The following is a 6840-nucleotide window of genomic DNA, read 5'->3' as shown; positions in this document are numbered from 1 at the left end:
CTTTGCCTCGGCGCAAGGACTATAGCGTCGCAAGCCACGCCAGTTCGTCGTCGCTGAAGCCCGCCTGCTTGCGCGCCGCCACGTTGAAGGGGCCGCGCAAACTGCCGCGCATGTATTCATCGAGATAGCGCATGAAGGTGGGTGCCGGTTCCAATCCGTCGCGCGCGCAACAGAAGTGGAACCATCGCGTGCCGGCCGCCACGTGGGCGACTTCCTCGGCCAGGATCACTTCAAGGACGGCGATGGTCGCCGTGTCGCCACAACCACGCAGGCGCTCGATCATCCCTGGCGTCACGTCCAGGCCTCGCGCCTCCAGCACCCGCGGCACCAACGCCATGCGAACGGTGTCGCTGTGCGCCGTGCGTTCGACCATGTCCCACAAACCATTGTGCGCGTCGAAGTCGCCGTAGACGTGGCCCAGTTCCGCGAGCCTCGCGGCCAGCATCGAAAAATGCCGCGCTTCGTCCGCCGCACATGATGCCCAGTCGCGATAGTACGCATCGGGCATCCCGCGGAAACGGTAGACCGCGTCCCAGGCCAGGTTGATTGCGTTGAATTCGATGTGCGCCACCGCGTGCACCAGCGCGGCGCGGCCCTGTGGGCTACCCAGTCCGCGTTGCGGCAGGCCGCGGGAGGAGATCAGTCGAGGCAGCCCGGGGCGTCCCGGCGGCCCGATGGGTACGGGCGCGGGCGCCGATGCATCGGGCGTCAACGTGCCATCGACGACAGCCTGCCAGGTGGCAGCCGTCAGGCGGATTTTCTCCGCCGGATCCGGGCAATCCAGGCAGGCCTTCGCCGCGGCGTGCAGGTCAGGCGGAACGGCGCTTGTGCTTGGCATCGTCCGAACGCAGGGTTTCCTGCTGGGCCAGGAAGTCCTTGTCCAGGCCCGTGACGTATTCACCGGAGAAGCACGACGTATCGAAGTGCTTGAGGTCTTCGTTGCCGTCGTTCACGGCCCAGATGAGGTCTTCGAGGTCCTGGTAGATCAGCCAGTCGGCGCCGAGGATCGTTTCCACTTCCTTGTCGGTGCGGCCGGCGGCCACGAGCTCCGCCGTGGCCGGCATGTCGATGCCATACACATTGGGATAGCGCACCGGCGGCGCGGCCGAGGCAAAGTAAACGTTCTTCGCGCCCGCGTCGCGGGCCATCTGGATGATCTGCTTGCTGGTGGTACCGCGCACGATGGAGTCGTCCACCAGCAGCACGTTCTTCTTGCGGAACTCAAGGTCGATCGCGTTCAACTTGCGACGCACCGATTTCACCCGCTCGCCCTGCCCCGGCATGATGAACGTGCGGCCGATGTAGCGGTTCTTCACCAGACCCTCGCGCATCGGCACGCCCAGCGCCTGCGCCAGGGAGCTTGCCGCGGTGCGCGCGGTATCGGGGATGGGGATCACTGAATCGATGCCGTGGTCGGGACGCTCGCGCAGGATCTTCTCGGCGAGTTTCTCGCCCATGCGCAGGCGCGCCTTGTACACCGAGACGTCCTCGATCATGGAGTCCGGACGCGCAAGATAGACGTATTCGAAGATGCACGGTGCGTGCACCGCGGCCGGCGCGCAATGGCGGGTGAACAGTTCGCCGCCGTCGCTGATGAACACCCCCTCGCCAGGCTCCACGTCGCGCAGGCGGGTGAACCCCAGGATGTCCAGCGCCACCGATTCGGAGGCCACAGCGTATTCGTTGCCCAGCGCGGTGACGCGCTCACCCAGCACCAGCGGACGGATGCCGTTGGGGTCGCGGAAGGCAAGGATGCCGTAGCCCTGGATCATCGCCAGGCACGCGTAACCGCCGCGCGCACGGGCATGCACGCCGGCCACCGCCTTGAACAGCTGGTCGGGGGTGAGTGCATTGCGGTCGTTCAGCTGCAACTCGTGGGCCAGCACGTTCAGCAGCACTTCGGAATCTGAATCGGTATTGATGTGGCGGCGGTCGTCCTCGAACATCTCGCGGCGGAGTTGCTCGGTGTTGACCAGGTTCCCGTTATGGGCAAAAGCGATGCCGTAGGGAGAATTCACATAGAACGGCTGGGCTTCGTCGGTGCCGTCGGAGCCTGCCGTGGGATAACGGCAGTGGCCGATGCCGATGCGGCCGTGCAGCGTGCGCACGCCTGGCTGGTTGAAGACGTCACGTACCAGGCCGTTGCCTTTGTGCAACTGCAGGCGGTCACCGTCCACGGTGGCGATGCCGGCGGCGTCCTGGCCACGGTGCTGCAGCACGGTCAGCCCGTCGTAAAGCGACGAGGCGACTTCGGCGGTGCCGACGATACCGATGATTCCACACATGGGTGTTTCTCTTTTTTAGCTTAAGCCGTGGTGGAGCTGGCGGCGGGAAGTTTATGTCGTTCGCGGTCGCCCGGAGGTGCGGGCAGCCTGGGCAATTTGTCCAGCACATCGGCCGGCGGGTGCAGGTAACGGCGCACGCTCTCGGGCACGCGCTCGCCCAGCCAGTCCGCCACGCCCTGGAAATACGGCGGCAAGGTGGCATCGCGCCAGTACGGGTCGCGCGTGAAGGGCGTGAACCCGAGCAGGAATACCGCGAGGGTCACGATCAACACGCCGCGGACGAAGCCGAACACCATGCCCAGCAGGCGATCCGTACCGCCCAGGCCCGTGCCCTCGACCAACCGCGCCAGCAGGAAGCGCAACAGCGCCCCGAGCAGCAATACCACCAGGAAACACAATCCGTACGCCACGATCACCCGCACCGACGGTTGCGGGATGGCGTGTTCGAAATAGGTCGCTACGGACGGTCCGAAAGTCCAGGCGAACCAGAATGCCGCTATCCATACGGCGAGCGCCAACACCTCGGAGATGAGGCCGCGCCACAGGCCGATCAAGACCGAGACGCCCAGCACGGCGAGGATGATGTAGTCGACCCAGGTCACCGCAGGCTCACCGTAGGAAAGGCGGGCACGATGCCCGGGGTATGTTTCTAGGGAACGGTGACGACGTTGCCGTCGACGCCGAGCTTGGCCTTGAGCTGGTCACGGATGCGCACGGCGTCGTCGCGCTGGGTCTGCGGGCCGGCGCGGACGCGCCAGAGCCTGGCACCGGTGCTGCTGGCGATGCCGTCCACATAACCGGCCACACCCGCGCCGCGGACCTTATCGCGCAGCTTGTTGGCGTCGGCCTCGTTGGAAAATGCCCCCAGCTGAACGGCCCAGCCGCCGGCCCGGGACGTGGCACCGGGGGCTGGACTAACGGCCGCGGGGGCGGCCGCACTGGCACGCGGCGCGGCGGCGGCCACGGCCGGGGCATCGCCCTTCTGGTCCGCCACCTGGCCGGACAGGCTGGCCGGGACACCGGGCACCGCGGACTTGATCTTCAGCCTTGCGGCCTCGGCCGCCGTGCGGGTATCGAAGGGGCCGGCATTGACACGGGTGAGCTGCTTGCCGGCCTGAGTGACCATGGCGGTACTCGCCGGGTAGCCCATCGCGCGGACCTTCTGCACCAGGGCATCGGCCTTGCCGCGGTCGGCGTAAGCAGAAAGATTGACGCTGAAGCTGCCACGGGCGGCCGTGCCCGTGGGTAGCGGCGCCGCGGGCGCGGGGGCAGCGGCTGGGGTAGCGGCGGAGGGCTTGTTGACCGGCGCGCGCGCGGGCGCGGCGGAAGGTGCCGTCGATGGAGTTGGACCGGCTGGCGTCGCCGCCGGAGCGTTGGCTTCGACGTCGGGCGGACGGCGGGAGGCAATATCCACCGAAGCCAGCTGGCTGCCGTTGCCCGGGGTGACCGAGGTAGCCGGCGGGGTGCCGAACGCGGTGCGGGCGGCCGCCGGGGCGCCGCCGGGCGAGGAGACGTCGAGTGTGCGCGACTGCAGGTCACGGTCGGGCGCGGCGGGAATTTCCAGGCTGAGTGATTGCTCGGCATCCGTCTTCGGCGGAGCGCTGGAGAACAGCATCGGCACGACGATCACGGCCAGGGCAAGCAGGACGGCGGCACCGAGCAGGCGGGTTTTCAAATGCGGGCTCCAGCTTAGGGCGCAGACATGTATCGACTGGATTATACCTTCCTAAGACGCTGCCAAGACGGCCGCGGCGACAAAGAATGAGCCGAACGCGAGTACCAGGCCATCGGCGCCCGCTGCCAGGCGGGCCGCCGCGAGAGCTTCAGCCACGCCTGCGTGGATGGCATGGGGCGCCCCGGGCAGCGCGACGGCAAGCCTCGCGGCCAGTGCGGCGGCGGTGAGGCCACGCGGGGTGTCGCCATCGAGCGAAGCCAGGTGCCAGTGGGCGATGCGCGGCCCCAGTGCGTTCATCACGCCGTCGATGTCCTTGTCGACCAGCGCGCCAAACACCGCCTGAACCGCGCCTCGCGGAGTCTCGTCCAGCCATGCCGCCAGGGCCCGCGCAGCATGCGGGTTGTGGCCCACGTCCACCACCACGGCGGGTCGGCCAGACAGCACCTGCAGGCGCGCGGGCACCCGCGCCGCGGCAAGCCCAGCCGCCATGGCGGCATCGACCACCTTGAGACCGGGCAAGGCGCGCAGCGCGGCGACGGCTGCTGCTGCATTGAATCGCTGGAAGTCGCCGGCCATGGCAGGGACCCCCGGAGCGTCGCCGAAGTGGGTGCCTTGAATGAGCACATCCGCCCCGATCTGCGTGGCCGTCTCCAGGAGCCGCGCGGGCGGGTTGGCCTCGCCCAGCACCAGGGGGCGGCCGGCGCGCGCGATGAAAGCCTTTTCGCGGCCAATGGTGTCGCGGTCGCCGCCCAGCCATTCCTGGTGATCAAGGTCTACCGATGTAACGATCGCCACGTCCGCATCGATGATGTTCACCGCATCAAGGCGCCCGCCCAGTCCCACCTCAAGCACGGCCACGTCCACCCCGGAACGGGCGATCAGGTCGATCGCCGCCAGCGTGCCGAATTCGAAGTACGTGAGCAGCAAGTCGCCGCGCGCCGCCTCGATCCGTTCGAACGACGCCACCAGCGCGGCGTCGCCGACGTCCTCACCGTCGATGCGGATGCGCTCGTTGTAACGGAGCAGGTGCGGGGACGTGAAGCAGCCCACGCGATAACCCGCCGCCTGCAGCATGGCCTCGAGGAATGCCACCGTCGAACCCTTGCCATTGGTGCCCCCCACGGTGATCACCGTGGGCGCCGGCCGGGGCGCGCCCATGGCATCCCACACGGCGCGAACGCGCTCGAGGCCAAGCTCGATAGTGCGTGGATTGATGCGTTCCTGGTACTGGAGCCATCCGGCGAGGTCCCGCGTGGTCATCGTTGGTCTTGTTCCTGTCAGAACCACAGCCGCAAGCCGGCCACCCACCGCCATTGTCCCGCGTCCTGTCCCTGCGCGCGCGCCATCGACGCCGTATTGCCCAGCCGACGCTGCCAGTCGAGGCCAAGATAGGGAGCAAAGCGGCGGGTGAATTCGTAGCGCAGGCGCAGGCCGGCTTCCACATCGCTCACGCCGGAACCGATATTGCGCGAGGGATCGTCCTTGCCATAGGCATTGAGTTCGAACTTCGGCGTCAATACCAGGCGCTGGGTGAACAACACATCGTAGCGGGCCTCCACGCGTACCGACGTGCGCCCGCCCTGTCCCAGGTAAGCCGTGGCTTCCAGGTCGAACCAGTAAGGCGCCAGGCCCTGCACGCCAAATGCCGCCCACGAACGCGGCGTTCCGTCGCCGACATCCTGTCGCAGGCCTGCCTGGATGTTCCAGAAAGCGGCCACGGCATGGCTATAAAAGGCTTCGATGCTGGCATCGGTGCCGCCAAGGTCGTGCTCGCCCTCGGCGCGCCAGGCGAAGCGGTCGAGGTCGCCGCCAAGCCATCCGCCGGCGTTGAACGACGTCGCGGCCGGGCCTGCGCCGAAACCACGCTCAAGTTCGTCTACCCGGGTGAACACGTTGAAGGGCGTGCCATGCATGCCCATCTCGCCCATGCCCGGGTGCGTCGGATAGGTCGACGGCGGCGACGGCGCGATGTGGCCGTTGGGAACCACGGCGGTACTCGATGGCGATGCAGGCGCGTCCTGCGATGACGCGGACGTCGGCGTCGATACTTGCGCCGGTTGCTGCGTTCCCATCCCCGACATGCCTTGCATGCCAGACATATCGTGCATGTCGTGGGCCTGGTGCTCGGTCTGGGCACCGACGCCTGACGCCACCAGGAGCGCCGCCAGCAGCACGTTTGCCTGCTTCGTCTTCATGCCACCACCACCGCGCGGAACATGCCCGCTTCCATGTGGTACAGCATGTGGCAGTGGTACGCCCATTGCCCCTTGGCGTCGGCACTGACCCGGTAGCTCACCTGTTGTGCCGGCTGCACCGTCACGGTGTGTTTGCGCGCCAGGTACGTGCCGTCGGGCGCCTCCAGTTCGCTCCACATCCCGTGCAGGTGCATCGGGTGGTGCATCATGGTGTCATTGACCAGGGTGAAGCGCACATGTTCGCCAAGCCGCAGGCGGATCGGCGGTGCCTTGGCATAAGGCACGCCATCGATCGACCACATGTAGCGCTCCATGTTGCCGGTGAGCCGCAGGATCATTTCGCGTTCAACCCCCGGCGAGATCGGGCTGTCCACACCGTGGAGGTCCGCGTAGGTCAGCACGCGGCGGCCGTTGCCACGCAAACCCACGCCAGGATCGTCCAGGTTGGTCCGGGGCATGGAAACTTTCATGTCCACGCCGGGGTTGCCGGTGCGCTGCATGCCGGCATGGTCCATACCGCGCATGTCGTGCGCCCCGCCCATGCCGGGCATCGCTCCCATGGCACCCATCATGTCGGCCATGCCAAGCAGCGGGCGCGCATCCATCGCCGGTACCGCGGCCACCATGCCCGGGGCCGGCGACAGCGTGCCGCGCGCATAACCGGAACGGTCGATCGACTGGGCGA

The 6840-nt window shown here is 67.6% G+C and carries 7 protein-coding genes; all 7 read right to left on the bottom strand.

The window, feature by feature from the left end:
* Positions 1-19: 19 nt before the first annotated feature.
* On the bottom strand, positions 20-838 hold the full coding sequence (locus tag VK519_RS12660) for a ferritin-like domain-containing protein (protein WP_324350277.1): 819 nt from the start codon (positions 836-838) through the stop codon (positions 20-22).
* On the bottom strand, positions 810-2285 hold the full coding sequence (gene purF / locus VK519_RS12655; RefSeq protein WP_324350275.1) for an amidophosphoribosyltransferase: 1476 nt from the start codon (positions 2283-2285) through the stop codon (positions 810-812). Before purF ends, VK519_RS12660 begins: the two co-directional genes overlap by 29 nt.
* 20 nt (positions 2286-2305) lie before the next feature.
* Positions 2306-2887 (bottom strand): CvpA family protein, encoded by a 582-nt coding sequence (locus VK519_RS12650; RefSeq protein ID WP_324350274.1) that lies wholly within the window; start codon positions 2885-2887, stop codon positions 2306-2308.
* A gap of 47 nt (positions 2888-2934) precedes the next feature.
* A complete protein-coding gene (locus VK519_RS12645) occupies positions 2935-3960 on the bottom strand; it encodes an SPOR domain-containing protein (protein ID WP_324350272.1) in 1026 nt (341 codons plus the stop codon).
* Between the two features lie 51 nt (positions 3961-4011).
* Positions 4012-5220 (bottom strand): bifunctional folylpolyglutamate synthase/dihydrofolate synthase, encoded by a 1209-nt coding sequence (locus tag VK519_RS12640; protein ID WP_324350270.1) that lies wholly within the window; start codon positions 5218-5220, stop codon positions 4012-4014.
* 17 nt (positions 5221-5237) lie between these two features.
* The gene (locus VK519_RS12635; RefSeq protein WP_324350269.1) at positions 5238-6155 is read right to left on the bottom strand and encodes a copper resistance protein B; all 918 of its coding nucleotides are present in this window, start codon (positions 6153-6155) and stop codon (positions 5238-5240) included.
* Positions 6152-6840 (bottom strand): multicopper oxidase domain-containing protein (locus tag VK519_RS12630; RefSeq protein ID WP_324350267.1); only part of this gene is annotated, 689 nt, incomplete at its 5' end. The genes VK519_RS12635 and VK519_RS12630, both read right to left, overlap by 4 nt.

The organism is Pinirhizobacter sp., assembly GCF_035317885.1.
Taxonomy (GTDB): Bacteria; Pseudomonadota; Gammaproteobacteria; order Xanthomonadales; family Rhodanobacteraceae; genus Pinirhizobacter.
This window is presented reverse-complemented; position numbering and strand designations above follow the sequence as displayed.